Source organism: Tatumella sp. JGM118 (genome assembly GCF_018257515.1).
Classification (GTDB): Bacteria; Pseudomonadota; Gammaproteobacteria; order Enterobacterales; family Enterobacteriaceae; genus Tatumella; species Tatumella terrea.
Map to the genome: position 1 here is coordinate 141,583 of NZ_JAERJR010000006.1, position 26,863 is coordinate 168,445.

Below are 26,863 nucleotides of genomic sequence, written 5' to 3' on the forward strand. Positions count from 1 at the left end.
AATATTATTTGACGATGACATTTTCCATCGGAGGAATATAACCGTAGTCAAATTCTTTAACCATAAACGTCTGGTTGCCTTTTATTTTAATTTGTACGGTAGGGGCTTCGGTTCCTCCGACACGATAGCTACCGTTATAATCGCCATTTGATTGCGGAATAGTATCGATAAAAGAGGTCACCAGGCCATTGGGCATGACGCAATGTGAATACGTCTGATAAGGTTGTGACGAGGGATTCCCCAGGACTAAACCGGAACCATTTAACGGCTCATAAGGGCCAAATAAAGAATCACTGACAAAGCCATACACACCATCCGGCCCCGTCACACCGTCACCGTAGGTGAACTTGTGGCTGATAGTAAACAGGTAATATTTACCGTCTTTGAACACAAAGTGAGGACGCTCTGTCTGGTCATTGACCCCGACCGCCGTGATTAATGGTGGCAGTAACTGCCAGTCGTTACCTTCGGCATCTTTTGCTACCGCAAAGCCGATACAACCGGTCTGATAGCGGGCACCGCCGACGTCTTCATAGCCCGGAGGAACATCCCCCATATCTTCGCTGGTGATGACATGTGTCCCGCGAGCGCCGGCCACATTCCCTTCAAACACCATGTAAAGATTGCCATCTTTAGGGTCAATAAACGGGCTCGGGTCACGAAAGCCCCAGTATTCATTCTGTTCTTCTGTCTGGTAAATAAAACCATCGGCAGAGAACAGTTCAATGACCTCTCTGAACCCGGAAAGCCTGACTCCGTTGCCATCGGCAGCGATTTTACCCTTAACTTTCACGATTGTCGCGCCGGGGGTGACGCAGGTGTAGTACAGTTCAATGTCACCCTGCTCGTTTAGCAGAACCGGTGTCCCGGCCCATTCACGGGTGGTCGGTGAAACGCCGTCCGCCATGACCCGGCCACCGAACGTCCAGTTTTTGCTGTCTTTGGAATACCAGAAACAAATACGTGCACGGCTGTGGCGATTGACCCAGTCACTGTCGATATCGTAGTTGCCTTCGGCGTCAGTGTAGACATCAGGCTGACGCTCTGCGGTCAGTGTAAAGATGACAGACCAGCCGTTAACGGAAACGATATTACCGTCATATTTTTTCAGCGGCATGGTGTCCCAGATAAACACTTCATCACTCATCACCGGAAAATCAATACCGACCAGCGGCTGTGTGGTGGTCGGATCATCAGAACGAACTTTAAGGGCGTCAGCACGGCTCCATGCAGTAGTTTTCACTTTATCTATTAAATTTTTCATATTAAACCTCCGTAATTGAATGAGGTTTAATAAAATCATGTCCCCGTAAATAATTAAAACGCATTTAATTTTGTAATGCACCACACAACAGACATAATTTAAAAAAGGGCCGTATTGTTGTGTAGTCAGTGGCAGACCAGAGAGTGATGGCGCCGGACGGGTATATAAATAAGTATCTACAGCCAGATAAAAAGCAGATAGAATCTTTTATCTATTAACAGCCATTAATGTAGTGATTGATCATTTATACCTCTACATGTTTTAAAATTATTCAGTAAAAATAGGTGGTACTTATGATGCGTTGCCCGATCTGTAACAAGCCGGCTCACACACGTACGAGCCGTTACTTAAGTGATACGACCAAGGAAGCATACTATCAATGTCAGGATATTACCTGCTCATGCACCTTTAAAACGATAGAGAGTCTGGAAAAAATTATATGCGCTCCGATGGCTAATCAGGAACAACGAATAATGGCGACGTTATAGGAATAGTCTTAATAACGAATTTTCCACTGAACTTTTCATCAATGTCGTAAGCGCTGATAATAATCAGAGATGTCGTATGGAAAATATTTTCCGACGGCATATTAGCGGAAGCTTATCAATAATTGATCAATATTGCTTTATGTGTGGTTAAACCGCGGTATGCACAATATACCGCGGTTTAACCATCTTCCTGTAATAATGTAAACCATCCGTTATTATTTTGTTTTATTGATGCTCATGCTGGTCCGGGGGCGGGCGGCGTTCTGCCGTCTCCTTTACAGGCCTTCACGATGGCGATTCTTCGTGCTTCGGTCGGGTGGGATGGCACGTCTGAGACCTGGCACAAGCCCGTCAGGGTGGCGGTTTCCCTCCTGTGGCCGGCCGGGCAGTCACGTTTAAATGTCTTTTTTATCCTTTCGTCGCCCTCTGCTGGCATTTTACGATTTTACAACAGTATCAGTGTCTGGATATTGTAAATGCTATTGATAACTATTATCAAAATGATGTAGATTCTCATACAAAATAAGTGGCTGATATTTGCACAATTTCTTTCTTTGAGAGGAAACATTCGTTTGCATTCACTTGCCGGCAAACGACATTTTTGGCGTGTCTGGATACTGATGATTATGTATAAATTTCTGACTCAGGGTAAGTTTAAACCTGCATTATTCAAATTTACCGCGGTGGCACTGTCCGTTCATTCGGCCTGTACCTTTGCCGCAAACACAGCAACGACTGACGCCGGGGCCGGGAGTTCTGAACAGCAGCTTACCGTTACGGCCACCCCGTTGCCGCTGCGCGCAGATAACCGAAAAACGATCACGGCTGATCAGATGCAAAAGCAGGGCGCAACAGACTTTGGTACGCTGATGCGTTATCAGACGCTGGTCAGTGCGACCGGAGCCAGCGGCGGTTCCGGTAACGGGAAAAGTGGCTTTGACCGTGGTGGCTACACCGGTTACAACATCCGCGGCCTGGAAAGCAACCGTGTCGGCATTGATGTGGATGGGGTTGAACTCCCGTCTGCCACGGGGCGTGGCTACGTCGGACGTACCGGAGTGAACACCTTCGGTATTGGCCGCGATTATATTGACCCGTACCTGTTTGGTTTAATGAGTATTGATGCGGGAGCCACCGCAGTATCGCAGCCGAACACCTCTATCGGCGGCATGGTCTCCTTCCGTACCAAATCTCCGGACGATTACCTTAACCCGGAAAAATCGACCTATTTCGGTTACCAGTCGGATTACGATTCCTCTGACCGGGGCTGGCACAACGGGATCACTGCCGCGGCCGGTGATGAAGAACTGCGCGGGATCTTTGTCTACAGTCGTCGCGACGGTCAGCAAACCCGTAATAACAGCGGGACCGTCTCCGCCTATCCGGCGAACTGGCATTCCGACGCCTTCCTGACCACCGGTATCTGGCAGCCGAATGATCAGCATAAGCTGACCGGGACCTTCAGCTATTATGATAAAACTAATCATACGCATTATGACACCTGGGATTCCGCCGGCAAGAATGTGATCGGTACCAGCCATCAGTCCGGGGAAACCCGCCGCCTGGGAGTCAATCTGCAGGATGAATATACGCCGTACAATGACTGGATAGATTCCCTGACCACCCGGGTTAACTGGCAAAAGACCGAAGCGCATGACAATACGCTGGCACCTTATGATACCGGGGTGATTGGCCGTACCTACTCGGACTACAATACCCATTCGCTGGGATTCTCCACCGAACTGCGTAAAACCCTGGGACGCCATGAGCTGAGCGGAGGAGTGAACGCCGGTCTGGAAAATACCACGCGTCCGTTTGAACAGTCGCCGGCACCGCTGGTCTACTATTCAGTGATGCAGCCACAGGCTGACAGCCGGAGCACCACCCTCGGTGCCTTCCTGCAGGACAAAATTAATTTTGATCTGCAGGGCCATAATTTCGCGATCACGCCAGGTGTTCGTGTTGCCTATCAGAAAACTAAACCGCAGAATCTCTCCTCCCTCGCTGACGGCAGTTCCGTGCTGACCACCGGGGATGTGGACACCTTATATGGTTCCGGCACCAGTGATACTCAGGTATTACCGTCTCTGACACTGCAATATTCGTTAACCCCGACGCTGCTGACCTATGTTCAGTATAAACGCGGGGCGGAATTCCCGGACGCCAGCCAGCTGTACGGCTCCTGGAACCTGGGTTCAAGCTATGCGGGAACCCAGCAGTATGCGCTGATCGGTAACCCGTCGCTGAAAACAGAAACCAGTAATAACTTCGAGTGGGGCCTGACCGGGCAGCTGAATCCGGGGATCACGCTCAGCGGGTCGGTCTTCTATAACCAGTACGATAACTTCATTGCGTACACCCGTTATACCCGTAGCGGATCGCCGGCGGCGTTTACCAATGTCCCGTCAAATATCTATACGATCTATCAGGCAGAAAACCGCGATAAAGCCTTTATTTATGGCGGAGATATCAGTGCGAAATTCCATATTGGTCACTGGCTGGAGTCGGCGGAAGGGCTGAGCACCACCCTGGCGCTGGGCTATGCTAAAGGCGAGTCTAAGTCTTCTCTCACCGGTGATAGCTACACCGATCTGGATAGCGTGCCACCAATGAAAGCCGTGGTCGGTGTCGCCTGGGATGCACCATCAGGCGTCTGGGGCAGTGCCGTAACGGCGACCTTTGTGAAAGGGAAGCAGGCCAGCGAGACTACGCGTGATACCACCACTACCGGCACGGTGACCAGTAAAGAGAGCCCGTATCTGCGCATTCCGGGTTATGGTCTGGTGGATGCGACCGCTTACTGGCGCATCACAAAAAATGTCAAACTGAGCGGAGGGATCTATAACATTACTGATCGTAAATATATTGATTACCTCAGCAGCCGTGATCTGGAAACATCGACCGCACAGGATCGTAATGATGTGGCATTAGCCGTGATGCCGGGCCGGACGTATCAGTTAGGTCTGAACGTCGATTTCTGATGATCCATTATCCGCCCTGCCATACGGCAGGGCACTCAGGGAACAGAGAGCAGGAGAAGTTATGATGACGACTTATCAGCATTATGTGCAGTTAAAAGCCGAACATCCTGGCAGTTATGCCCGGGATCTGGCAAAAATGATGGGGATCAGTGAAGCTGAGCTGATTCAGGCCCGGGCAGACGAAGCGCAACCCCTGCGGGCAGATTTTCCGGCGTTACTGGAAGCCCTGCAGAGTGTGGGTGAAATTAAAAGTATTACCCGCAACGAATATGCGGTCCATGAACAGACCGGCACCTTTGATCATCTGCATATTGGTCCGCATGCCGGGCTGGTATTAAATCCGCGCCACCTGGATCTGCGTTTTTTCCTCGCGCAATGGCACAGTGTTTTCAGTCTGCAGGAGCAGAGCGCCCGCGGCGAACGTCACAGCATTCAGGTCTTTGATCGTCATGGCGAGGCAGTGATCAAAATCTATGCCACCGGGCACACCGATCAGGCGGCCTGGCAGCAACTGATCACCGCTTTCCGTCAGCCGGAACCTGCGATGCTCTCTGTGAGCCAGGCACCGGCCCCCGCGTTCGCGGAACAGATTGATGCACCTCTGATAGAGCAGGAGTGGCGGGAAATGACAGACGTGCATCAGTTTTTCCGTCTGCTCAGCCGTCACAATATCAGCCGGCAACAGGCCTTTGCGGCGGTCAGTGATGATCTGGCCTGTCGGGTCGATGCCGGTGCACTGGCACAGTTACTGACGCTGGCGCAGGATGCGGGTAATGAGATCATGATCTTTGTCGGTAACCGTGGCTGTACCCAGATCTTCACCGGCCCGGTGGAGAAAGTTGAGCCGATGAAGGGCTGGCTGAATATCTTTAATCCCCGCTTTACCCTGCATTTACAGGATAAACAGATAGCGGAAAGCTGGATCACCCGCAAACCCACGGTTGACGGACATGTCACCAGCCTGGAGTTATTTGCCGCGGATGGTACTCAAATTGCCCAGCTCTATGGGCAGCGCAGTGAAGGGCAGCCGGAGCAGACACTCTGGCGTCAGCAAATCGAATCACTGAAAGGGAGTGTAATGGCATGAGATTTTTTGGCCTGATGCTTTGTCTGCTGGCATTACCGGTTTTCGCCAGTCCGCGGGTGGTCTCCATTGGCGGAGATGTCACCGAAATCGTCTATGCTCTGGGCGCCGGTGACCAGCTGGCGGGTCGTGACAGTACCAGCACCTTTCCGGCTCAGGCCGAAAAACTTCCCGATGTCGGCTATATGCGCCAGCTAAATACCGAAGGTATTCTGGCGCTCAAGCCGGAAGTCGTGCTTGCCAATGAGCAGGCGAAACCCTCACAGGTTCTGGAACAGTTATCGCAGGTCGGGGTAAAGGTGGTGCATGTCACCGGCGAAAACAGCCTGCCGGCGATTCTGCAAAAAATTACCACCATTGCTGATGCCCTGCATAAAGAGGAGGCGGCAAAACCCTTATTACGTCAGGTCAGTGAACAGATACAGGCACTGCCGACCCGGCCTCTGCAGATCAGAGCGTTGTATATTATGGCTAACAGCGGTATGACCACGCTGGTGGCCGGTAAGGGGACGGCGGCAGATGTGGCGATGCGCAGTGCCGGGCTGAGCAATGTGATGGGCAGCGTCCCTCACTACCAGACCCTGTCTGCGGAAGGCGTTATCGCCGCCGCCCCGCAGGTCATTATTATCGACCGTAGCGGTGTGGCAGCCCTGGGGGGGCCGGAAAAATTGTGGCAGTTACCGGGCCTTTCGATGACGCCGGCGGGTCAGCACCACCGGATGATCACTATCGATCAGATGGCGTTACTGGGCTTTGGCCTGCAGACGCCGAAGGCTCTCCTTCAGCTGCGTCAGGCGGCAGAAAAGATCGATGCGGAGTAACCCACAGACGTTGATCTGGCTGCTGGTGATGGGAGGGATCCTGCTGGCGGCCTTGCTGATTTCCAGTCAGTCCGGGGCGTTGCCTCTGTCGCTGTCCACGTTATGGCATGCGGACCCGGACAGCCTGACGCGGAAAATATGGCTGAATATCCGTTTACCGCGTGTGTTGCTGGCGGCGCTGGTCGGACTGGCTCTGGCCGTCTCCGGTACCGTAATGCAGGGATTATTTCGTAACCCGCTGGCCGACCCGGGATTGCTGGGGATCAGCAGCGGGGCGGGCCTGGCCGTTGCCATTGCCCTGATCATTCCGTTTTCCCTGCCGCCGGCCCTGGCCCTGTGGCTACCGATGGTCGCGGCATTTACCGGCAGCCTGCTGGTTACCGTGCTGATCTTCCGGCTAAGCCGCTTTACCGGCGGACATCTGTCCCGTTTATTACTGTTTGGGGTGGCCATCAATGCGGTGTGCGGGGCGATTGTCGGGGTATTGTCATGGATAAGTAATGATCAGCAGTTACGTCAGTTGTCGTTGTGGGGCATGGGGAGTCTGTCCCAGGCACAGTGGCCGGTGATCCTCGTCTGTGTGTTACTTATTCTGCCCGCCACCTTCGGTACCTTATTCTTTTCACAGCGGCTCAACTTACTGCAACTGGGGGAAGAAGATGCCCATTATATGGGGGTCAATGTCAGCCGTACGCAGCGGCAGCTGCTGGTACTGAATGCTGTACTGGTGGGCACCGCCGTCTCGGTCAGCGGGGTGATTGGCTTTATCGGGCTGGTGATCCCTCATGTGATGCGGATGTGCTTCGGCAGTGATCACCGCAGTGTCCTGCCGGCATCGGCCCTGAGCGGAGCTATTTTACTGCTGCTGGCCGACACACTGGCCCGCACGGTGGTGGCCCCGGCAGAAATGCCGGTCGGATTACTGACCAGCCTGATCGGCGCACCGTGGTTTTTCTGGCTGATTATCCGTCGCCAGCGGGGGGAGTGATGGTCGTTAACCTTGAAGCCGATAACCTCGTCCTGAAACGCGGACAAAAAACGCTGTTGTCTGCGGTTTCGTTACAGTTATCGCCCGGAGAAATGGTCGCTCTGATAGGCCCGAATGGTGCCGGTAAATCGACTTTATTACGGGTACTGAGTGGTTATCTTGCCCCGGACAGTGGCGAATGCCGCCTGCAGGGGACAGCGCTGAGCGCATGGGAAGGCCGTTTACTGGCACAGCAACGTGCGGTCATGCGTCAGCAAAGCAGCCTGACCTTTGCGCTGACCGCAAGGCAGGTCATCGCTCTGGGCAGGGCGGCCTGGCCCCGGGGTCAGCAGGATGAAATTGTGACCGGGGTCGCCGGACTGACCGGCTGCAGTGACTTGCTGGACCGCAATTATCTGCACTTATCCGGCGGAGAGCAGCAACGGGTCCAGCTGGCGCGGGTGCTGGCACAACTCTGGCGTGACGGCGAGCCGCAGGGATTCCTGTTTCTGGATGAACCCACTTCGGCGCTGGATCTTTATCATCAGCAGCATATTCTGAGGTTACTGCACCGGCTGACCCGGCAGGGGAAACTGATGGTATGCAGTGTGCTGCATGATCTGAATCAGGCATCGCTCTGGGCAGATAGGGTGTTGCTGCTGCATCAGGGGAGCCTGGTCACACAGGGCACGCCACAGCAGGTACTGAATGCTGAGACATTACAGCACTGGTACGGGGCGGAACTGAGTGTCCATTCGGCAACGCCTCATCGGCGACCGCAGGTGATGCTGTTACCCTGATACGGGATGATATGTCCGGGAGACGAACCCCGGATGACTCTGATCCACCGGCGGGATCGGCAGGGAGCGACGGATCTCAGGAGTCACGTGCAACGGCCCGACCCTCTGTCAGTTACGCCCGCCTGTTGGATCGATGCTGACCGGCAGGCCGGTGACTGAAGGCTGTCCGGCGGTCGCTGGCTGGCGGATCACGATGATCCTTCCGCAGGGATCGTCTTTTGTGGGGCCGATCCCCGCATGGCGGCCGGGAGGGGCGATCTGTCTTATGGCCGGCGATACAGAGGACGGTCACCACGCCGGGGGCGGTGGTTATTCATCAAAACAGAGTTCAGGGGAAGCCCCCTGATCGTCATATTCCTCAGTGTCCCTGGCCGCAGGGCAGGCCGGATTCAGTAAATCATCAGAAAGGTAACGCTGACCACTGGCCAGGATCTCTTCAATTTGCATCGCATAAGTTGTCGCCATCAGAAAACTCCATGGTTGCTGAATAGTGAATCTGCAGGGTCAGCATGGCAACCACAGATGACATTCCTGTGAACCCGTCCGGAAATAATAAAGATTTTTCGGTGGCTGCAGGACAGCGCACGGAGTAATGGCTATGCTGGATCACATCATTCAGTGACAGACGGAGCAGCGATGACCTTAAGACTGGCAGTGGTAGGAACACATTGGATCACCGACAGTTTCGTGTCTGCGGCACTGGAAAGTGGTCTTTATACGTTGAGTGCGGTCTATTCACGGACCCCGGAACAGGGCGCGGCGTTCGCGGCGGGCTATGGTTCGCCGGCGGTGTTTACGGATTTGCAAACAATGGCAGAGAGCGACCTGGCGGAGGTGGTGTATATTGCCAGCCCGAATTCGCTGCATTGTGAACAGAGCTGCCTGTTTATGCGCCACGGGAAACACGTGATTTGCGAAAAACCGCTCGCGTCAGATGACGTTCAGGCCGCCAAAATGATCGCCTGTGCGAAGCAGCATCGGGTTGTGCTGTTTGAAGCGTTTAAAACGGCGACCCTCCCTAACTTCCGGGTGATCCGTGACACCCTGCCGGCGCTGGGAAAACTGCGTAAAGCGCTGCTGCAATATTGTCAGTACTCCTCGCGGTATCAGCCTTACCTGGCGGGCGAAAATCCGAATACCTTTAACCCGCAGTTTTCGAATGGCTCGGTGATGGACATCGGCTTTTATCCGCTGGCCAGCGCCGTGGCGTTGTGGGGCGCCCCCCGGGGCGTCAAAGCTCAGGCGTCGTTACTGGAAAGCGGGGTCGATGCCCACGGAACGGTGATTCTGGATTACGGCGATTTTGATGTGACTATTCTGCATTCCAAAGTCAGTGATTCGGTACTGAGCAGCGAAATACAGGGAGAAGAAGGCTCGCTGGTGATAAGCAAACTGTCCACCTGTGAAGGGATCACCTTGCATCCGCGCCAGGGGGCGGTGCAGTCACCCGGTGTGGCTCAGTATGACAACGCGATGCGCAGTGAAGCTGAACTGTTTGCCCGGCTGGTGGCAGAGCAGCAGATCGATCACCCGGCGCTGGAGGTCAGCCTGATCACGGCCCGGTTGCTGACGGATATTCGCCGGCAGACCGGGGTACGTTTCCCTTCCGATGATGCGATGCCCTGAAGCATATCGGGTCAGATCTCGAAGTTATAAGGGATGTCCTGGCCGGTGACCGTTTCCCGTGCATTTGCTTTCAGTTCATCCACCGACAGGTTCGGGTTACACAGCATCATAAATTGCCACAGATAATCCCGTTGCAACTGACCCCGCTTGACTGCCAGCCAGACGGTGCTGGCAGTAAACAACTGGCGGACGTCCAGCGCAATCACATCGTCTTCCTGCTCAGACACGGCAGTTTCGGCCACAATCCCGATACCCATGCCCAGTTTGACATAGGTTTTCACCACATCCGAGTCCTGCGCACTGAGCACAATATCAACTTTCAGACCGGCACTTTCAAACGCCTGATCGATCACCGACCGGCCGGTCATTCCGCTGCGGTAGGTGATTAACGGCCAGGCAGCCAGGTGCTCCAGAGTAATCTCCTGCAGGTCTGCCAGCGGATGTTGTTTAGGGAGCAGGACCTTATGGTTCCATCTGAACCAGGGAAACGCCCGCAGAGTATCGCTGTGTGATAAGACTTCAGAGGCGATACCTAAATCTGCGCTGCCGCCACTGACCATACTGCGGATCTCTTCAGGTGTGCCCTGATTCAGCACCACGCGGATATTCGGATATAACTCACGGAACAGTTTTATCTTACCCGGCAGCGAATAACGGGCCTGGGTATGCGTGGTGGCGATGGTCAGTACCCCGTCCTGCTGACCGGTGAAGAGCTCCCCTAATCGTTTCGCTTTTCCTGCATCATCCAGTATGCGTTTCGCAATGGTCAGCATCTCTTTACCCGGCCCGGTCAGACCCAGCATGCGTTTGCCATGGCGAATAAACAGCTCCACACCCAGCTCTTCTTCCAGCTCGCGGATATGGCGACTGATCCCTGACTGAGAGGTGTATAACGTTTTGGCCACTTCGGTCAGGTTGAACTGGCACCGGGAGGCCTCCCTGATAATTCTTAGCTGCTGGAAGTTCATGTTATTCACTTTTTTTGCTTAGGGGTGACCTGGCTAAAATAAAAAAAATTGTCCGGCGGGGTAAATAATTAAAACTTCGCATATATTCCTGAAAGATATATATACAACCCTACAGGTGAAAAAGATTATTCTGCGGTGAAATAAAAGGTAACACCGCCGGTGAAGGCTGAGAAAAAGTGAAAATGTCCGTACCGGCGCGGTTAGTTCTTTTTCACAAAAGCTATGTCAATTTTGTTATTTCAACTATGAAAACGGTGGCTCTTATTATGAATTTCCGGTTTCAGAACAGAATAATAAAGAGGCAGTACATGAGAGGGTTGAGTTCAGGTCGTTTCAGAAAACATTTACTGGTGACACTGGTACTGGCGTCGTCAGCGGCATGGGCGACGGAGAAACCGGTGCAGGGGGGCACGCTGATTTACCTTGAGCAGCAAGCACACACTAACCTGTATCCCCCTGCCGGGGGCTTCTATCCGAATGGCGGCATACTGAATCAGATCACCGATAAACTGACCTGGCAAAACCCGAAAACCCTGGCGATTGAACCCTGGATCGCCGAAAGCTGGAGCAGTAACCCGCAAAAAACCGAATGGACATTTACATTACGGCCGGGGGTGACCTTCTCTGACGGTACTCCACTGGATGCCGCCGCAGTCGCTAAAAACTTTGATACCTACGGACTCGGAAATAAAGAAAAACATTTCCCGGTCTCTGAAGTCATCAATAATTATGACCACAGTGACGTCATTAATCCGCTGACGGTCCGTTTCTATTTTAAAAAACCGTCGCCCGGCTTTTTACAGGGAACCTCGACGATTGGTTCCGGACTGGTGTCATTATCGACGCTGAATAAAAACTTCGATCAACTGGGTGATGCCCGCAATATTATTGGCTCCGGTCCGTTCGTGGTGAAATCTGAAACCCTCGGTCATGAAGTCGACCTGGTCGCCAGGAAAGATTATCACTGGGGACCGGCCAGCGACCCGCATCAGGGACGCGCCTGGCTGGACGGGATTAAAGTGCTGGTCACTCCGGAAGACGGGGTACGCATCGGTGCCTTACTGGCGGGTCAGGCCGATTTTATTCGTCAGATCCAGGCTTATGATGAAAAACGGGTAGAAGCGCAACATCTGCCCATCTATGCCGAAGCGACACGGGGAGTGAATGATAGCCTGAGTTTCCGCCCGGATAACCCGCTGGTGGCCGATCTCCGGGTGCGTCAGGCGCTCTCACTGGCGACCAACCGTCAGCAAATCGTCGAAACCCTGTTCTCCGCGAATTACCCTGCCGCGACCTCGGTGCTGGCGGCGACCGCTTCCGGATATATCCCGTTACAGGGCCTGCTGAAGTACGATCCGCAGCAGGCAGAAAAACTGCTGGATGAGGCCGGCTGGACGCCAGGCCCTCAGGGTATCCGCCAGAAAGCCGGAGTTCCGCTGTCATTAAGTGTGCTGGTCTCGCTGCCGCAGCCACAGAACAAACAGGTTTTAGAACTGGTCGCCCGCCAGTGGCGAAAAATTGGTGTACTGCTGAATGTCAGGCCTTCGGACGGTGGTTCGTCACTGCTGAAAAATCTGGACCCGTTGAAAGCGCCGCTGACGGTTTCTGAGGTGGGCAGGGCCGACCCGGATGTACTGAAGAGCATGTTCTATCCCGCAAACCGTGATGCGCTGCTGCAGAAAGGCGGCCAGAGCGATAAGGTTAAATCGTTCCGTGATAATACGCTGGATGACCTGCTGTACCGGATTTCGACAGAAACGGATAACGCTCAGCGTCTGAAACTGACCGGTGATGCGCAGCGATATCTGCTGGAAAAGGCGTATGTGATCCCGATCTTTGAAGAGCCACAGGTGTATGCAGGTGCCACATGGCTGAAAGGGATGCGCTTTGAAGCGGTCGGCCGGCCATCGTTCTACGATGCCTGGTTAGATAAGAAATAAACGGAGGCGAGGCGATGGGACGCTATGTACTGCAACGGCTGGCACAGGGGCTTCTGGTGCTCTGGGCCGCCTGGACTCTGTCATTTATTTTGCTGCAGTTACTGCCCGGCGATGCGGTGATGATTAAGTTCCTCGACCCGTCACTGGGGCTCAGTGCAGAGCAGATAGATCAGATGCGTAAGGTGTACGGTGAAGGTGTGCCTGTCTGGCAGCAGTACTTCTCAGCGCTGGCAGCGGTATTACATGGCAACCTCGGCTACTCGGTACAGCTCGGGGTTCCGGTAACGCAGGTGCTGGCGAGCAACTTTCCGCAAACCCTGAAACTGGTGATCCCGGGATTTCTTCTGGCGCTGATCCTGGGGCCAGGCCTGGCCATTCTCGCCGCACTGCCGGGATTACACCTGTTACGGAATGCATTGCTCTCCGTGCCGTCGCTGCTGGTTTCCCTGCCGGTGTTCTGGACAGGGATCGTGTTGATCCAGATCTTTTCGTTTCAGTTGCACTGGGTCTCGGTTATCGATCCCTCGCCGATCGGTGGCATGATCCTGCCGGTGATCACGCTGGCGATCCCGATAGCGGCACCGCTGGCACAGATCTTTTTGCGCAGTATTGATCAGGTCCGGACTCAACCGTTTATTGCCGCGGCCCGGTCGCGGGGGCTCAGCCAGTTACGGGTACTGTTCCGCCACGTATTACGCAATGCCAGCCTGCCGTTACTCACCGTCGCCGGCCTGTTACTGGGAGAGCTGATTGCCGGAGCCCTGGTCACGGAAACGGTGTTTGGCCTGAACGGACTGGGCGAAGTGACACAACAGGCCGTGAATGCGCAGGATGTGAATGTTCTGCAGGCGGTGGTGATGATTTCTGCTCTGGCGTATGTCGTGATCAATCTGCTGGCCGACCTGGTCACGCCGCTACTCGACCCGCGTCTGAAAACAGCCTACAGAGGTAGATAATGAGTCTGACAGAAACGCTTCGACTGCCCTCCCGTCGGCCCGGAAAAAGCCTGCGACTCCGGCGTCTCCGGCCGGGCGTGTGGCTGGCCTGCGCCCTTATCCTGCTTGCCATTCTGGCGGCGATTTTTCCGCAGCTTTTTACCCATTACGATCCTGATAGCGGGGTGCCCGGCATACAACTGACACCGCCCGACCGCCATCACTGGCTGGGGACCGATCAGCTGGGTCGTGATCTCTACAGCCGGATCATCTACGGTGCCCGCTGGTCGCTGTCGGCGGCGAGTGCCGCGGTCGGTGTCGGTCTGGTGGTGGGGTCTCTGGGCGGGATGCTGGCGGCCTTCAGCGGACGCACGACCGAAACTCTGACCATGCGGCTGGTGGACGTACTGTTATCCATCCCTGCGTTACTGCTGTCGCTGAGTATCATTATTCTGCTGGGGGCAGGGACGTTACATGCGGCGCTGGCCGTGGGCTGTGCTTCCGTAGCGCATTTCGCCCGCTTATCCCGGGCCGAGGTGCTGCGCATCCGGCAACAGGACTATATCGAAGCCGCCTTCGGTAGCGGCGGCCGTTTCCTGGCGGTCTTTTTCCGCCATGTGTTACCGAATGCCTTACCGAATATTCTGGCTTTTTCGGCCCTGCAATTCGGTCAGGCCATCCTGGCCTTATCGACCCTCAGCTTCCTGGGGTTTGGCAGTCCGCCGCCGATCCCTGAATGGGGACTGCTGATCGCTGAAGGCCGGAATTATCTGGCGACGGCCTGGTGGCTGACCGTCTTCCCGGGCGTGGTGGTGATCGGCATCGTACTGGCGACCAACCGTATCAGCCGTGCATTATCAGGAGAAAATCTATGACGGGATCCACACTGCCGGTACTGCAATTAGATCACCTGTCGCTGGCTTATCGCACAGAGCAGGGCTGGAATGAGACGGTTCATCAGGTCAGTCTGACGATCGGTGCCGGAGAAATGCTGGCGGTGGTGGGCGAATCCGGTTCCGGTAAAACCACCACCGCCCAGGCGGTGATCGGCCTGTTACCGGATAATGGCCGCCGGACCGGCGGACGGATCCTGTTTCAGGGAGAAGATATCAGCCAGTGGTCTTCACGCCGGCTTGACGGACTGCGCGGGTCGCAGATATCACTGATCCCGCAGGACCCGGGAAACTCACTGAATCCGCTGAAAACCCTCGGTGACCAGCTGAGCGAAGTGCTGCAATCGGGCGGAGCGCGTTTGTCGCGAAAAGAGCGTGAGCAACAGGCGATCGGCTTGTTTACCCGTGTCGGCCTCAGCCATCCGGAGCAGCGTCTCTCTCAGTATCCGCATCAGCTTTCCGGGGGCATGAAGCAACGGGTACTGATTGCGATGGCCATCGCGCTGAAACCGGCGCTGATCATTGCCGATGAGCCGACCAGTGCGCTGGATGTGACCGTTCAGAAACGCATTATGACCCTTATCGATGAGCTGCGACAGGAATACGGAACGGCCGTTCTGTTTGTGACGCACGATCTGGCGCTGGCGGCAGAGCATGCCGACCGGCTGGTGGTGTTCCGTGGCGGTAAATTACTGGAGCAGGGGCCGGTGGCAGACGTTATCCGGCAGCCGGCGCATCCCTATACGGCACAGTTACTGGCCGATGTGATCGCGAATACGGCCTCGACTGCCCCGGAGCCGGCCGGCGACGCGGATCCGTCCCCGGTCATCCGTATGCAGGGGGTCAGTAAACAATTCGCACTGAGCCGTCAGCAGCCACTGCAGGTGCTGAATAATATTTCGCTCACGGTCCGGCGCGGGACAACCCATGCGCTGGTCGGGGAATCGGGCTCAGGGAAGACGACCCTCGCGCGGATCCTGCTGGGTTTTGAGCAGGCGGACAGCGGGGAGATCCGGATCAGCGATTCTCATACACAGGCATTAACGGCCGAAGGCTGGCGACAGTTGCGCCGCAAGATCCAGTTTGTGTATCAGAACCCGTTTTCTTCACTGGATCCGCGCCAGAGCCTGTTCTCCGTGATCGAGGAACCGCTGCTGAATTTTCATACCCTGACCCGTGAACAGCGAAAAGCGCAGGTGATCGCCGTGGCCAGGCAGGTTGCACTGGACCCGGGATTACTCTCACGGCGGCCACAGCAGCTGTCGGGAGGACAGCGGCAGCGGGTCGCGATAGCCCGCGCGCTGGTGCTGCAACCGGAAATCCTGGTGCTGGATGAAGCCACCTCGGCCCTGGATGTCACGGTTCAGTCACAGATCCTTGCACTGCTGGCCGAACTGCAGCAAACACTGGCACTGACCTATCTGTTTATTACCCACGATCTGCAGGTGGTCAGACGTATTGCTCACCAGGTGACAGTATTAAAAGGTGGCGAAGTGGTCGAACAGGGGACAACGGCTAAGATTTTTACTGCACCGGAGACGGACTATACACAGCAACTGATTGCTGCGATCCCATCCTTTACCCGTCGTCAGGAGGTCACTGTATGACGCAGAAACGTATTGGTTTTTTCACCCGGCTGCTGGATAAAGCGCCTGCGGCAGAGCGCTACCGCCTGGCGACAGAGCAGATCCGCTATGCTGAAGCGCTGGGATTTGAAAGTGCCTGGGTAGCCCAGCATCATTTCCATGAACAGGAAGGCGGCTTACCCTCACCGCTGGTCTTCCTGGCCCACGCCGGTGCTCATACCTCGAAGATCCGGCTGGGCACCGGCATCATTACCCTGCCGATGGAAAATGCGCTGCGGGTGGCAGAAGATGCTGCTGTCACGGATCTGCTGACCGGCGGCCGGCTGGAACTGGGCCTCGGATCCGGCGGTACCCCCGGCTCCTTTGCGCCTTTCGGGCTGACGTTTGAACAGCGCAGTGCGGCCTTTGCCGCAAACCTTGCCACCCTGACCCGGGCATGGCAGGGAGGTGCTTTAGCGGGAACGGATAACCATCTGTATCCGGCGGCTCAGGGGTTGAATGACAGGATCTGGATTGCGACCTTTTCTCCGGAAGGTGCTGCCCGCGCCGGAAAAGCCGGTCACGGACTGATGTTATCCCGCACCCAGCCACGTCCGGCCGGGCAGCCATCATTGCCGCTGGATGCGCTGCAAAACCCGGTGATCGATGCGTATCTGGAGGCGCTGCCGGTAGGTATTGCTCCCCGTATTCTGGCATCACGGACCGCCTTTGTGGCGGATGACCGGCATTATGCCCGAAAAGTGGCGCTGCCCGGGCTGACCGCACAGGCCGAAAGCTACCGCAAGGCGGGTCATCAGTTACGGGGCGACACACTGGATGATTTTATCGGTCAGTTTGATGCCCATATCGGTGACCCTCCGGATGTGCTGTCGTCGCTGTTAGCTGACAGTAGCCTGTCACGGGTCACCGATATCTCCTTCCAGGTCCATTCCGTGGAACCGGAACATCAGGATGTGCTGCGTTCGCTGGAACTGATATCCCGTTATATCGCCCCGGTATTACGTCAGTCTGCGGCCACCTTACAGCCAGAGAGGATAGCATGAGCGAAACTCACGATTTGATTGATGAACTGTCGGCCATTTCTGCCGGGTCTGAGCTGGCAGAAAGCCGAAAATTCCGGGCGGCGGCCACAGAGCATACCCGGGGCAGCTATCAGGCCCTGTTCAGCACCGGCAGTGATACTTTCCCGTTGCCCCTTCGTGCGGCGATTGCCGCACAGGTGGCCGACTGGCACCAGTCTGCCGGGCTGTTACAGCACTATCTGCGGCGGACGGACGGGGACGTAGATCCGCAACGTCTGAGCAGTGCGCTGAGTTTTGCCCGCAGGCTGACGTTTCAGCCGGTAGCCGCCACCCCGGCGGATCTCGCGGAGTTGCAGCAGGCTGGATGGCAGCCCGATGAGATTATTACTCTGGCGCAACTGGTCTCGTTTGTCAGTTTCCAGAGCCGCCTGATCCACGGATTCACTTTGCTGGAGTCGCTGACGACCCCGACAGAGCCTGTGCCGGCAGACCCCTTACCGGCGCCGGTCACGGCCGGGCGCTGGCACACTCAGTCCCACACCGCGGGACACCGGCCCGCGCCTCTCGCATTTACCCGCAAACAGCTGGGCTGGGAACCCTGGCTGCCGGCAAAACCGTTCAGCGATTTCAGTCCGCAGGGGCAGGAGAGTCTGATCAGGTTTGGTCATCAGGATTCGGATTATTTTAGGCTGCTCGGACGGGATCAGCCGGTCCTGGAACAGCGTACCCTGACCGACAAAGGTATCTTTTACACTCACGGAGGGCTCCCCCGCGCTGAACGTGAGCTGGCCGCCACGGTGGTCAGTAAAGTGAATGGCTGCATCTACTGTGCATCGGTGCACGCCCGCAAAGCGAGCCAGCTTTCAAAATTACAGGATGAAGTGGCGTTACTGTTGCAGGTGCAGCCCGGAGACCCGTTATCTGACGGGCAGTCTGCACGCTGGCAGGCGGAAATTGAGGCCGTTGCCGCCTTATCCCTGACACCGCCACAACTCACCACGGCACATCTGCAGGCACTGCAACGCTTACCGCTGAGTACGCTGGAAATGACCGATCTGATTCAGGCGACGGCCTTTTTTGCCTGGGCTAACCGCCTGATGCTGACACTGGGCGAACCCTTTATCCCGGCAGAGGTAGCCACACCTGCCACTGAGAAGCGCACCAGCGCCTGACGATGGACCCGGCCAGGGAAGGCCGGGGCTCTGCCAAAACTTTCTGCAGTCGCTGGTAACGGTTACCGCTGAGCCCCCCGGAAATGACCGATCTGATTCAGGCGACGGCCTTTTTTGCCCGGGCTAACCGCCTGATGCGGATCCCGGGTGAACCCTTTATCCCCGCAGAGGTTGCCACACCTGCCACTGAGAAGCGCACCAGCGCCTGACGATGGACCCGGCAAGGGAAAGCCGGGGCTCTGCCAAAACTTTCTGCAGTCGCTGGTAACGGGTTCTGTCACATTCCTCCGGCAAATCAGCCACCATTGCTCAGCACAGATTTCAGCAAGCCCGCCGGGCAACGATTTTGCCGGAGGATGCTCATCACCAGGCCTGTAACGACGCCTTTCTGCGACAGAACTGTTAAACGTCGGGCAGACCGCTTATCATCCGCAGTCACCTTTACCCCTTTGCGGAGAGACTATGCGGCGTTTGATCTTCCTGATCCCGATGATAATGGCCGGGTGCTCACTGCCTGCGATCGGCGCGATGTATCACATTAATCCGCAACTGAGCTCTCTGGTGCTGACCTGGAAGATGATCGGAGGCGGCGAATACCATGCCAGGATCACCGGGATCCGTGGTGACCTGAGCTATGATCCGCGTGAGGATGATCGTAATACACTGCAGTCGGCTATCCCCGTCCGCCAACTGGATGCCCATCACTGGGTTCTGACCCGGGCACTCCGCAGCCGGACGTTCTTTGATACGGCCAGCTACCCCGATGCCTTCTTCAGCAGCAGCCGGATGGTGGCTGTGGGTGAGGGGCATTACCGGGTGCTGGGCAGCCTGCAGATTAAAACGGTGCGTAAACCGCTGATCCTGAATGCACAGCAGAACGATGTGTCATTGCAGCGAATCCGTTTATCCGCACAGACCCTTATTTCCCGCAGTGCCTTCGGTATGGGGCAGTATCCCGCCATTGTCAGTGACCCTATCCGTGTGGATATTGTGTTATATGCGGACAAAATAAACTGACCGCCAGCCCGGCCGGCCATTCATTAACACCCGTTCAAATATAACCGGAGGAAAGCCCTTTATTTCCCCGGTCATTATTCGTGTAATAATTATTCCTGCTTACTTTATTCATTATTTATCTCAGGACGGAAACGTCGTGTATTTATTATTATTTTTATCTAACTAAGCGACGATTTTATATTTCATTTGCCGGCGAAGGGGAGCTAATAATGGATTTATTATTTAGTCAGGTAAGGTAAATATATGTCTTATCAGTTAAGTGTCCTGGATAAGTGCCCGGTGAACGAGGGTGACACGACAACCGATGCATTACAGCGGGTAGTCGCGCTTGCTCAGGCTGCCGAGCGATGGGGTTACCGCCGTTTCTGGCTGGCGGAGCATCATAATACCTCAGGCCTCGCCAGTCCTTCCCCGGAGATACTTATCGCCTGGGTTCTGGCACAGACAAAGCATCTGAAAGTGGGGTCAGGGGGCGTAATGTTACAGCATTACAGTCCCTATAAAGTGGCAGAAAATTTTAATCTGCTGGCAGCACTCGCGCCCGGCAGAGTAGACCTGGGGATTGGCAAGGCGCCTGGCGGATTACCGTTATCGACAAAAGCACTGCAGGCGGCGCAGGACCCCGATAAACAGGGGACTTTCGCCAGCCAGTTGCAGACCTTAGACAGTTTTCTGCAAATACCGGTACTGCCCTCGCAGGATGAACCGGCTCTGCGGGCAACTCCGGTCCCTGGTCAGGCGGCTGATAAGTACTTACTAGGGGCCAGTACCGATAGCGCAGCACTGGCGGCGTCCCTGGGCTGGAACTTTGTTTTTGCCGCACACCTGAACGGCGATCGGTCTCTGCTGCGAACATTCAGTGACTACTGGCAGGCGGCGACCCGGTTACCGGTCATTATTGCGGTGCAGATCATTGTCAGCGAAGACGCCGAAGAAGCCCGGCGGCAGGCAGCACAGTCTGAATTATGGCAGGTGGAACTGGAGGATGGCCGGCATGTGACGGTCGGTAGCGAAGCTCAGGCAGAGAGCTTTAGCCGCCAGAGCGATATCGCAGTGAAATCGGTAAGCCGCAAAGAAACCGCGATCCTCGCAGGGAATGCCCGTGAGGTGCTTGCTCAACTGGATGACCTGCATCAGGCATTTTCGGTCAGTGAATTTATGCTGGATATGCCGTTAAGTCAGCCGGAGATCAGAATTAACACACTGCGTCTGCTGGCTCAGGAAAGAGAGCACTCTGCGGTCCGCAGAGTCTCCCCCGTCACGACAGAAAGTTCTGTCGCCTGACGTCCGGGCGACGGTGAATGCCCGGTCCGGTCGTTATACCGGCCGGTGAATACCATTTATTTTCTGAAATATTTATCTCCCGGAGGAGCTATGTCCAATAAAAGGCAATTACGACTAGGTACGATCTTACACGGCGCATCCGGAAATATGTCCGCCTGGCGACATCCTTCAGCCACCGCAGACGCCAGTATTAATTTTGACTTTGCCCGTGAAACCGCCAGAAAAGCGGAAGAAGGGAAACTGGATTTTTTATTTATTGCTGACGGTTTATATATTAATGAAAAATCGATTCCCCATTTTCTTAACCGGTTTGAACCCCTGACGCTTTTATCTGCACTGGCGGGAGCCACCCGCCATCTGGGATTAGTCGGCACCGTCTCAACCTCTTACAGTGATCCGTTTACCGTCGCCAGGCAGTTCGCCAGTCTGGATCATCTGAGTGGCGGCAGAGCCGGCTGGAATGTTGTGACCTCGCCGCTGGAAGGGTCTGCAAAAAACTACTCCCGTGAACATCACCCTGAACATGCCCTGCGTTACCGTATTGCCGATGAGTATCTGGAGGTGGTTAAAGGATTGTGGGATTCCTGGGAAGAAGATGCTTTCATCCGCAACAAAGCCACGGGGGAGTTTTTTGATAAAAATAAACTTCATCCGCTGAACCATAACGGCCCGTTTTTCCGGGTTGCCGGTCCTCTCAATATTGGTCGTACCCCGCAGGGAAGACCGGTAATTTTCCAGGCCGGTGCTTCCAGCGACGGTAAAAAACTGGCCGCGAAACATGCCGATGCTATTTTTACCCACCAATACACGCTCAGCGAAGCGCAGCGCTTTTACCGTGATGTGAAACAACAACTGGCCGGACATCAGCGTCAGCCGGATGACTTACATATTTTTCAGGGCGTCTCTGTCATCGTCGGGGAGGATGCGCAGGACGTAGAACGCCAGTATCAGCAGACGGCTGCCCTGGTCTCGATTGAAAATGCGCTGAATTATCTCGGCCGTTATTTTGAACACCACGATTTCAGCCAGTATCCGCTGGACGAACCTTTCCCTGATATCGGTGAGCTGGGCGGCAACAGTTTCCGCAGTACGACGGATCACATTAAACAGCAGGCCCGCGAACGGGGATTAACGCTGCGTCAGGTCGCTCTGGAAGCCGCGACACCTCGTCCGGTATTTCATGGCACACCGGAACAGATCGCTGATGAGATGCAACGCTGGTTTGAGAATGAGGGGGCCGACGGGTTCATTATTCAGGCTGGCACTCCTGAAGTGTTCCCGCGCTTTGTTGACCAGGTGATCCCGTTATTACAAGCCAGAGGCCTTTTCCGGAAAGAGTACCCGGGAACCACTCTGCGTGAATCGTTTGATTTGCCGCTTCCGGAAAACCAGTTTGCCCGATCGTCACATTTACAGGAGGTTGTATGATTTCAGGTCTGGCGCTGCGCGCACTGGCATTAGCAGGCACTATGGCGGTGGTTTCCGCCAATGCCGCGGATGTCACCATCAATAACACGGATATTAATCTTACTAAAAACGCTCAGCCAGTGAATACCCCGAAAAACCCTGCGGCCATCGCGCAAATTCCGAAAGGTTACCATTTTATTCATCCGGGAGAGTTTACGGTTGCCGTCAGTGGCACGACATCCCCGCCACTGAGCGTACTGGCGAATGATAATAAAACGCTGATCGGCAGTGAACCTGATATTGCCCGGCTGATTGCCGATAGCCTTGGGCTAAAACTGCATATTGTGCCGGCCTCCTGGGATGACTGGCCGCTGGGAGTGATCAGCGGAAAATATGATGCGGCTATTTCAAATATTACGGTGACCCGTGAGAGAAAAAAGAAGTTTGATTTCGTCACCTATCGTCGCGATTTATTAGGGTTTTATGTCAAAAAATCTTCAAAGATCAAAGCAATTACCCGACCGGCTGATATTGCCGGGCTGAAAATTATTGTCGGCTCGGGTACCAATCAGGAAGCGATTCTGCTGGCGTGGGATAAAGAAAACCGCAGTCACGGACTGGCTCCTTTCACTCCCATTTACACTCAGGATGGTGCCACAGAAACGCTGGATCTGCAGTCAGGACGGGCAGATGCCTATTTTGGCCCGCACGTACTCGGTGCCTGGAAAGCGGCCAACGGAGGAAATTTACGCTTTGTCGGTGCCGTGGATGGCGGATGGCCAAAAGCGGCTCATATCGCGGTGACCCTCAAAAAAGGGAGTGGTCTGACCCTGGCAATACAGACAGCTATTAACGGCACGATTGCGAACGGTGATTATCAGAAAGTCCTGGATCGCTGGGGAGAAGGTCTGGAAGGGATACCGTCGGCTGAAATTAATCCTCCCGGACTGGGCGACTAGGAGAGTGTTATGGCTGAGAGGAGATTCAGGATTATTTCGCCTGAGGCGGCAGAGTTGCAGCCTGTCCTGAGCGGGCTGTTTGACGAGTACCGGCAGCGCTATGGTGATTATTTTGCCGGGCATACCGAAGATGATTTACCGGAACGCTATGTTGCGCCTGAGGGGCTATTCATCGTGTTGGAAGAGGCGGGGAAAATCATCGCCACCGGGGCGTATAAGTCATACCGCGGACAGACCGCCGAAATTAAACGGATCTGGACAGATAAAGCTTTACGCGGGCAGGGGATTGCCTGCTGCGTGGTCAGACAGCTTGAGCAACATGCCATCGATGCCGGTTACCGGGAAATGTATCTGACCACCGGATTCCGGCAACCGGAAGCTGTAGCACTGTATCTCTCTCTGGGTTATCAGCCCGGTTTTGATATTCATCGTGATTTTGAAGAATACAGCCGTGCCCCCTATGACGGGCGGCTGAGGTTTACTAAAACGCTGGTGGCACCTGCCTGTTCCGCGCGTAAAGGAGTGAATGCCCATGTCTGATTTACCTTTATCACAGAAAATTGTACCGGCACGGTACCCCTGGCGCATAGCAGGAACGATACTCTCGGTACTGATATTTGCCGGTATTATCCAGTCGGTTGCACTGAATCCACGCTGGGAGTGGCCGGTATTTGCAAAATGGTTTTTTAACCCGGTGATCCTGGAAGGGCTGGGGCGGACGTTACTGATCACCGTTTTCAGTGCGTTACTGAGTGTGATCCTTGGCGGTGCGCTGGCGATGGCACGGCTTTCTCAGTCGCCGTTACTCAAGGCGCTGGCCTGGGGGTATATCTGGTTATTCCGTTCACTGCCGCTGATTGTGGTGCTGATTATTCTTTATAACTTCTCTTACCTGTATGACACGTTATCGCTGGGGTTGCCTTTTACCTCTCTGAGCTGGGGACATTTTCAGACCATCAATGTGCTGGGACAGTTCCAGACGGCCGTAGTCGGGCTGACTCTGGTACAAAGTGCCTATACGGCAGAAGTGATCCGCGGCGGATTCCAGTCGGTCGATTACGGACAATATGAAGCTGCCGCGGCACTCGGATTACCGGTCTGGCGTCGTACATGGCGTATTATTCTGCCGCAGGCCTTGCGTTCTATTCTACCGACCGGTTTCAACGAACTGATTGGTCTGGTGAAAGGCACCTCCGTCGTTTATGTGCTGGCCATGCCAGAACTCTTTTATACCATCCAGATGATTTATAACCGCAATCAGGAAGTGATCCCATTACTGATGGTCGGTGCCTGCTGGTATCTGGTGATCACCAGTGTATTGGCCGTTATTCAGTTACTGGTCGAAAAACTGATGGCGAAAAGCGAACGCAAAGCTCTTCCCCAGTCTGTATCGCCCGCGGTCGCCGCGGTGACGCCGGTCCCGGCGTTGAGCAAAAGCAGTCATCTGCCTCAGGAGATTTCTTATGTCCGCAACAGTTAATCCGCAGGGAAAGATCTCCATCACCGGGATCAGTAAAACCTATGGCCACTTTCATGCACTGAAAGATATCGATCTTGAGATCCCGCCAGGCTCCGTGACGGTGATCCTGGGACCGTCCGGTTCAGGTAAATCGACATTACTCCGTACTATTAACCATCTCGAAAAACCGGATGCCGGTTTTATCCGGATCGACGAAGAATACATCGGCTACCGGCAAAAAAACGGCAAACTCTATGAACTGAAAGAGAAAGACATTCTGAAACAACGACTGAATGTCGGCTATGTGTTCCAGAACTTTAACCTGTTTCCTCATCTCAGTGTCCTCGATAATATTATTGAAGCCCCGGTCGTACATAAACGTCTCTCGCGGCCAGAGGCCATCACACGGGCTGAACAGTTACTGAAATCCGTCGGATTACAGAATAAAATTCATGCCTGGTCACGGCATCTTTCCGGAGGACAACAGCAACGGGTTGCCATCGCCCGTGCACTGGCGCTGGAGCCCAGGGTGCTGCTGTTTGATGAACCCACCTCAGCACTGGATCCTGAACTGGTGGGTGAAGTACTGGAAGTGATAGCACAGCTGGCGAAGTCAGGGAGAACGCTGGTGATTGTGACCCATGAAATAGGATTTGCCCGTCAGGTTGCTGACCAGGTCGTGTTTATGGTGGACGGGAAAATTGTAGAGCAGGGGACCAGTGACCAGGTACTGAATCATCCGCGACATGTCAGAACACAAAATTTCCTGGCGAGTGTACTCTGATGAAGCGTTTTATATGGCGGCCGGGTTATCTGCTGTTACTGATGACGGTAGCTGCTCCCCTTTTTGCACAGACACAGCCGGATTTAAATGCGAACCAGACCCCGGTGAATACCGCGGTATCAGCGTCAGCAGTGGCATTGATCCCTAAAGGTTTCCGGTTTGCCCATCCGGGGGAACTGACGGTCGCTATTTCGGCCATGAATTCACCCCCGCTCTCGCTGCTGGGAAATGATAATAAAAGCCGTATCGGTAGTGACCCGGATATCGCCAGGCTGCTGGCCGACGGACTTGGCCTGAAGTTACGGCTGGTTCCTGTCTCCTGGGAAGAATGGCCTTTAGGGATTAGCAGCGGGCGATACGATGCTGCATTGGTGAATATTGCGGTCACCGAAGATCGTAAGAAGAAGTATGACTTTGCGACTTACCGGACGGACTCGCTGGCTTTCAGTGTCAGGCAGAACAGCCCTATACGGCAGATCCGGGATGCCCGTGATGTGTCCGGGTTAAAAGTCGTGGTTGGCTCGGGGACTAATCAGGAACGGATATTACTGGGATGGAACCAGCAGAATAAGCGTCAGCATTTACCGGAGGCAACACCGGTCTATCTGACCGATGATGCTGCCGTTAACCTGGCGTTGCTGTCAGGCCGGGTAGATGTTTTGTTTGGCCCTCAGTCTGCGGCCAGCTATAAAGCCGCATTAACGGGGAAAACACGGGTTGTCGGACTGGGGCCTAAACTCGCGCAGGTCGCGGTGACGACGAAAAAAGGTAACGGGCTGGTGTATGCGTTACAGGCGGCGCTGGACAGCAGTATCAAAAACGGAACCTATCAGCAGGTGATGACCCGCTGGGGAGAACAGAAAGAGGCCGTGACTGCCTCGAAGGTCAATCCTCCCGGCATTACTTATTAATCAGAGAGACCGGCACCGTGCCGGTCTCTCTGTGGTATCAGGCTCGCGGGATTGACGCGGTGCTGATACCGCAGACCTGTCGCCTGCCAAAAAAACACCGTGTACAGCGCCACAACTTCCTGCAACCTTAGCCCCAAAGCATGACTGAATCATAAAAATCTGCTCTTCTGAACCCTGCCAATAACCAATAACCAATAACCAATAACCAATAACCAATAACCAATAACCAATAACCAATAACCAATAACCAATAACCAACGGCAATCTGCAATTTCCCGGAACCTTAGCCCCGCAGTATGACCGAATCATAAAAATCTGCTCTTCTGAACCCTGCCAACGGCAATCTGACTTCCGGCGACCCTTTGAGTATCGAATAGTCAGTGCAGCAGAGCAGAGATGCCAGGTAATGGCTCATCGCAGAGGCAGAAACAGCAGCAGGCAGAGGAGAATTCCGGACGTTACGAAGAAGGGCCCCGGGGGATTCGGTACGGTGAC

25 protein-coding genes are annotated in these 26,863 nt (G+C 54.8%); 22 read left to right on the forward strand and 3 right to left on the reverse strand.

Annotated features, from left to right (window positions below; translation table 11 throughout):
- Nucleotides 1–4 precede the first annotated feature (4 nt).
- The gene (locus tag JK223_RS08525) at nt 5–1,264 is read right to left on the reverse strand and encodes a glycoside hydrolase family 68 protein (protein ID WP_212713761.1); all 1,260 of its coding nucleotides are present in this window, start codon (nt 1,262–1,264) and stop codon (nt 5–7) included.
- 293 nt (nt 1,265–1,557) lie between these two features.
- Between JK223_RS08525 and JK223_RS08530 the strand changes: the two genes are divergently transcribed.
- The 6 genes from JK223_RS08530 (at nt 1,558) to JK223_RS08555 (ending at nt 8,405) form a co-directional block, all read left to right on the forward strand.
- Nucleotides 1,558–1,752 (forward strand): ogr/Delta-like zinc finger family protein, encoded by a 195-nt coding sequence (locus tag JK223_RS08530; RefSeq protein ID WP_212713762.1) that lies wholly within the window; start codon nt 1,558–1,560, stop codon nt 1,750–1,752.
- 626 nt (nt 1,753–2,378) lie between these two features.
- On the forward strand, nt 2,379–4,733 hold the full coding sequence (locus tag JK223_RS08535) for a TonB-dependent receptor domain-containing protein (protein WP_212713763.1): 2,355 nt from the start codon (nt 2,379–2,381) through the stop codon (nt 4,731–4,733).
- A gap of 61 nt (nt 4,734–4,794) precedes the next feature.
- On the forward strand, nt 4,795–5,820 hold the full coding sequence (locus JK223_RS08540; RefSeq protein ID WP_305803613.1) for a hemin-degrading factor: 1,026 nt from the start codon (nt 4,795–4,797) through the stop codon (nt 5,818–5,820).
- Nucleotides 5,817–6,638: a hemin ABC transporter substrate-binding protein gene (locus tag JK223_RS08545; protein WP_212713764.1), complete on the forward strand. Its 822-nt coding sequence runs from the start codon at nt 5,817–5,819 to the stop codon at nt 6,636–6,638. Before JK223_RS08540 ends, JK223_RS08545 begins: the two co-directional genes overlap by 4 nt.
- Complete coding sequence (locus tag JK223_RS08550; protein ID WP_212713765.1) at nt 6,628–7,626, forward strand: iron ABC transporter permease; 999 nt, start codon at nt 6,628–6,630, stop codon at nt 7,624–7,626. The genes JK223_RS08545 and JK223_RS08550 overlap by 11 nt, the downstream gene beginning before the upstream one ends.
- Nucleotides 7,626–8,405, forward strand: coding sequence for a heme ABC transporter ATP-binding protein (locus tag JK223_RS08555; RefSeq protein WP_212713766.1), 780 nt, complete (start codon nt 7,626–7,628; stop codon nt 8,403–8,405). Before JK223_RS08550 ends, JK223_RS08555 begins: the two co-directional genes overlap by 1 nt.
- A 309-nt stretch (nt 8,406–8,714) precedes the next feature.
- On the opposite strand, the gene JK223_RS08560 is transcribed toward JK223_RS08555, so the two are convergent.
- The gene (locus JK223_RS08560; RefSeq protein ID WP_212713767.1) at nt 8,715–8,870 is read right to left on the reverse strand and encodes a hypothetical protein; all 156 of its coding nucleotides are present in this window, start codon (nt 8,868–8,870) and stop codon (nt 8,715–8,717) included.
- Between the two features lie 171 nt (nt 8,871–9,041).
- Here JK223_RS08560 and JK223_RS08565 point away from each other — a divergent pair, with 171 nt between their 5' ends.
- Nucleotides 9,042–10,031, forward strand: a complete 990-nt coding sequence (locus tag JK223_RS08565; protein ID WP_212713768.1) for a Gfo/Idh/MocA family protein — start codon at nt 9,042–9,044, stop codon at nt 10,029–10,031.
- A gap of 11 nt (nt 10,032–10,042) precedes the next feature.
- On the opposite strand, the gene cbl is transcribed toward JK223_RS08565, so the two are convergent.
- The gene (gene cbl / locus JK223_RS08570) at nt 10,043–10,999 is read right to left on the reverse strand and encodes an HTH-type transcriptional regulator Cbl (RefSeq protein WP_212713769.1); all 957 of its coding nucleotides are present in this window, start codon (nt 10,997–10,999) and stop codon (nt 10,043–10,045) included.
- A 308-nt stretch (nt 11,000–11,307) separates the two neighbouring features.
- Between cbl and JK223_RS08575 the strand changes: the two genes are divergently transcribed.
- The 15 genes from JK223_RS08575 (at nt 11,308) to JK223_RS08640 (ending at nt 26,368) form a co-directional block, all read left to right on the forward strand.
- The gene (locus JK223_RS08575) at nt 11,308–12,939 is read left to right on the forward strand and encodes a TIGR04028 family ABC transporter substrate-binding protein (RefSeq protein WP_212713770.1); all 1,632 of its coding nucleotides are present in this window, start codon (nt 11,308–11,310) and stop codon (nt 12,937–12,939) included.
- Nucleotides 12,940–12,953: 14 nt separating this feature from the next.
- Entirely contained in the window at nt 12,954–13,895 is a 942-nt protein-coding gene (locus tag JK223_RS08580) for an ABC transporter permease (RefSeq protein ID WP_212713771.1), read from the forward strand.
- A complete protein-coding gene (locus JK223_RS08585; protein WP_212713772.1) occupies nt 13,895–14,749 on the forward strand; it encodes an ABC transporter permease in 855 nt (284 codons plus the stop codon). The genes JK223_RS08580 and JK223_RS08585 overlap by 1 nt, the downstream gene beginning before the upstream one ends.
- A gap of 11 nt (nt 14,750–14,760) precedes the next feature.
- Nucleotides 14,761–16,374: an ABC transporter ATP-binding protein gene (locus JK223_RS08590; RefSeq protein ID WP_212713814.1), complete on the forward strand. Its 1,614-nt coding sequence runs from the start codon at nt 14,761–14,763 to the stop codon at nt 16,372–16,374.
- Complete coding sequence (locus JK223_RS08595) at nt 16,371–17,396, forward strand: putative FMN-dependent luciferase-like monooxygenase (RefSeq protein WP_212713773.1); 1,026 nt, start codon at nt 16,371–16,373, stop codon at nt 17,394–17,396. The genes JK223_RS08590 and JK223_RS08595 overlap by 4 nt, the downstream gene beginning before the upstream one ends.
- Complete coding sequence (locus tag JK223_RS08600) at nt 17,393–18,547, forward strand: alkylhydroperoxidase domain protein (protein WP_212713774.1); 1,155 nt, start codon at nt 17,393–17,395, stop codon at nt 18,545–18,547. Before JK223_RS08595 ends, JK223_RS08600 begins: the two co-directional genes overlap by 4 nt.
- Before the next feature lie 83 nt (nt 18,548–18,630).
- The gene (locus JK223_RS17050; protein ID WP_256437085.1) at nt 18,631–18,756 is read left to right on the forward strand and encodes a hypothetical protein; all 126 of its coding nucleotides are present in this window, start codon (nt 18,631–18,633) and stop codon (nt 18,754–18,756) included.
- A 253-nt stretch (nt 18,757–19,009) separates the two neighbouring features.
- A complete protein-coding gene (locus tag JK223_RS08605) occupies nt 19,010–19,564 on the forward strand; it encodes a YceI family protein (protein WP_212713775.1) in 555 nt (184 codons plus the stop codon).
- Between the two features lie 243 nt (nt 19,565–19,807).
- A complete protein-coding gene (locus JK223_RS08610) occupies nt 19,808–20,848 on the forward strand; it encodes an MsnO8 family LLM class oxidoreductase (RefSeq protein WP_212713776.1) in 1,041 nt (346 codons plus the stop codon).
- A 90-nt stretch (nt 20,849–20,938) separates the two neighbouring features.
- Nucleotides 20,939–22,276: an LLM class flavin-dependent oxidoreductase gene (locus tag JK223_RS08615; protein WP_212713777.1), complete on the forward strand. Its 1,338-nt coding sequence runs from the start codon at nt 20,939–20,941 to the stop codon at nt 22,274–22,276.
- Nucleotides 22,273–23,214 carry an ABC transporter substrate-binding protein gene (locus tag JK223_RS08620; protein WP_212713778.1) on the forward strand — a complete coding sequence of 314 codons (942 nt, stop codon included), beginning with the start codon at nt 22,273–22,275 and terminating at the stop codon, nt 23,212–23,214. The genes JK223_RS08615 and JK223_RS08620 overlap by 4 nt, the downstream gene beginning before the upstream one ends.
- A 9-nt stretch (nt 23,215–23,223) precedes the next feature.
- A complete protein-coding gene (locus tag JK223_RS08625) occupies nt 23,224–23,754 on the forward strand; it encodes a GNAT family N-acetyltransferase (protein WP_212713779.1) in 531 nt (176 codons plus the stop codon).
- Nucleotides 23,747–24,694, forward strand: a complete 948-nt coding sequence (locus tag JK223_RS08630; protein ID WP_371813090.1) for an amino acid ABC transporter permease — start codon at nt 23,747–23,749, stop codon at nt 24,692–24,694. The genes JK223_RS08625 and JK223_RS08630 overlap by 8 nt, the downstream gene beginning before the upstream one ends.
- Nucleotides 24,678–25,457 (forward strand): amino acid ABC transporter ATP-binding protein, encoded by a 780-nt coding sequence (locus JK223_RS08635; protein ID WP_212713781.1) that lies wholly within the window; start codon nt 24,678–24,680, stop codon nt 25,455–25,457. Before JK223_RS08630 ends, JK223_RS08635 begins: the two co-directional genes overlap by 17 nt.
- A 41-nt stretch (nt 25,458–25,498) precedes the next feature.
- Entirely contained in the window at nt 25,499–26,368 is an 870-nt protein-coding gene (locus JK223_RS08640; RefSeq protein WP_249213548.1) for an ABC transporter substrate-binding protein, read from the forward strand.
- Nucleotides 26,369–26,863: the final 495 nt, after the last annotated feature.